This window comes from Streptomyces sp. WM6386 (assembly GCF_000972385.1).
Lineage (GTDB): Bacteria > Actinomycetota > Actinomycetes > Streptomycetales > Streptomycetaceae > Streptomyces.
The window spans coordinates 1-2338 of the sequence record NZ_JXTE01000158.1 but is presented as its reverse complement, the minus strand read 5'-3'; the positions used below and the strand labels follow the sequence as shown (position 1 = coordinate 2338).

At 67.7% G+C, this 2338-nt stretch carries 2 protein-coding genes and 1 pseudogene; 2 read left to right on the top strand and 1 reads right to left on the bottom strand.

The window, feature by feature from the left end:
- Both TN53_RS40270 and TN53_RS40265 read left to right on the top strand, forming a co-directional pair.
- Positions 1-951: ParA family protein (locus TN53_RS40270; RefSeq protein WP_046263832.1), on the top strand; the 951-nt coding region annotated here is incomplete at its 5' end.
- Positions 948-2024 (top strand): ParB/RepB/Spo0J family partition protein, encoded by a 1077-nt coding sequence (locus tag TN53_RS40265; protein WP_046263831.1) that lies wholly within the window; start codon positions 948-950, stop codon positions 2022-2024. The genes TN53_RS40270 and TN53_RS40265, both read left to right, overlap by 4 nt.
- Positions 2025-2089: 65 nt before the next feature.
- On the opposite strand, the pseudogene TN53_RS40260 reads toward TN53_RS40265, so the two are convergent.
- Positions 2090-2338 (bottom strand): annotated as a pseudogene (locus TN53_RS40260) (transcriptional regulator); the annotation flags it as partial.

Sequence of the window (2338 nt, the reverse complement as noted above, 5' to 3'; positions counted from 1 at the left end):
GTGCAGTTGTGGCTGGACACGCATCCCGCACCGGACGTCGAGAGGCCGGCCATCACCCGCCGGATCGTCGTCTGCAACCAGAAGGGCGGCGTCGGCAAGACGGCCATCACGGCGGGCACCGGTGAGGCGCTCGCCGAGGATCCCAGCCGCCTCTACCCCGTCCGTATCGCCAAGCAGCTCGCGGCCGCCAGCGACGCGCTCGACAGCCCGCTCGACACCGAGGACCTTCCCGGCCTCGGGCTGCGGGTCCTGCTCGTCGACTTCGACCCGCAGTGCCACCTCACCAACCAACTGGGTGGCACTCCCCTGCCGATGAACGGCGACAGCCTCACCAATCACATGGCGGGCGATCCCAAGGGCGACCTGCGCGACCTCATCGTCTCCGTCGACGACGAGCACTTCGCCGGCCGGTTGCACCTGCTGCCCGCGTGCAACGACGCCTTCCTCCTCGACGTACGCCTGTCGGCCGTCCGGGCGCGGGAAGCCGCCCTGGAGCGGGCGCTGGCCCCGCTGGAGGCGCATTACGACGTCATCCTCGTCGACTGCCCGCCCAGCCTCGGGCTCAGCATGGACGCCGCGGCCTACTACGGCAGGCGACGCGACGGCGAGAAGCCCGGCCAGTCCGGGGCGCTCATCGTCGTCCAGGCCGAGGACAGTTCCGCCGACGCCTACGAGCTGCTCACCACTCAGATCGACGACCTGCGCGGCGACCTGCAGATCGACATCGACTACCTCGGGATCGTCGTCAACCTCTACGACTCCCGACGCGGGTACATCGCCACCTCTTCCCTTCAAGGGTGGGTCGACATAAAGGATCCGAAGGTCGTCGGGCTCATCGGAGACCTCAAGGAGCAGAAGGAGGCTGTGCGGGTGAAGCAGCCGCTGCTGTCCTACTCCCCCAAGTCGCAGCAGGCGGTCGGTATGCGTGCCCTCGCACGGGAGATCTCATGAGCAAGGCCGATCAGCTGGGCACCGGTCGCTTCGGCGGGGCCACCCGAGGCATCAGCGCGCGCCGCCAGGCCGTGGCTGCGGCGACCGGGGTGCCGACCGATGGGGTCGCCCCGCCCTCGGAACTGCCCACCGACCGGGTGAGCCTCAACCCCGACAACCCGCGCTCCAGCCTCGGCGACCTGACCGATCTGGCAGGGAGCCTCAAGACGCACGGGCAGAAGCAGGCGATCACGGTCATGAACCGCGACGCCTACGTGAAGGCCAACCCTGCGCACGAGGCCGACCTGGAGCCGGAGACGACCTATGTCGTCATCGACGGCAGCAGCCGGCTCGCGGCCGCCCGTGAGGCAGGCCTGGCCTCCGTCAAGGTCATGGTCAGTGACGAACAGGGCGCCACCTCCGAAGAGCTCCTGGAGTCGGCGCTGGTCGCCAACATCCACCGGCAGGACCTCGAGGAGCTCGACGAGGCCCGCGCGCTGCAACGGCTGCTCGTGATCCACGGAAGCCAGACCGCTCTGGCGAAGCGGCTGCACCGGTCGCAGGGATGGGTATCTCAGAGGCTTGCTCTGCTCAACCTGACACCCGAACTCCAGCAGCGGGTCGGCCAGGACCCCATCGATTTGCTGCGGGCTGTCGGCAACAAGCCGGCCGAGCAGCAGGAAGAGGTACTGGAGGAGCTGAAGGCCGAGCGGGTCCGCAAGGAGGTCCTGAAGCAGGAGCGCCGGGCGCAGAAGCCGGATGATGGGGCCGAGGGCTATTACGGCGTAATAGAGGATGGTGCCCGCCAGGAGAAGGCGGTGGCTGTCGAAGCACCGGTGCAGCGTGCGGAGACGGTCCCGGAGCCGCGCGGCAACGCCTCGGCGAGCAAGGCGGTTGAAGAGGTCGCAGCGGTCGAGGCCGCTGAGGCCGATCTGCGGACGCCGCCGAAGCTTCCCTACGACGATGGTGCCTTCCTCGCGATGCACCTCATCCGGAAGATGAGCGACACCGAGTTCGACAAGATGCTGAGGATCCTCAACGAGCATCAGGAGCAGCGAGCCGACCTGGTGGAAAGTGACGGCCAGGCCGTCTGAGCCCTCTGATGAAGCAGCCCCCTATTACGTCGTAATAGGGGGCTGAGCTATTACGACGTAATAGCTCAGGCTGCGAAGCCCACGTTGGTGACGTACTCGTACTGGCCCCACTGGGAACCGAGGTCGACGATCTGGTCGATCCAGGCGTCGTCGAGGGCCTGGATGTTGTCGTCGGCCCAGGCTTCGACGATGCGGTCCCAGTGACGGATGTTGAGGGTGCGGAACTCCACCACGCGTTGACGTGGGCGGGAGACCTGGGACTGGTTGAGCGGGTGGATCTCGACGCGGGTGCCGCGGCCTTCGCGGTTGAGGCG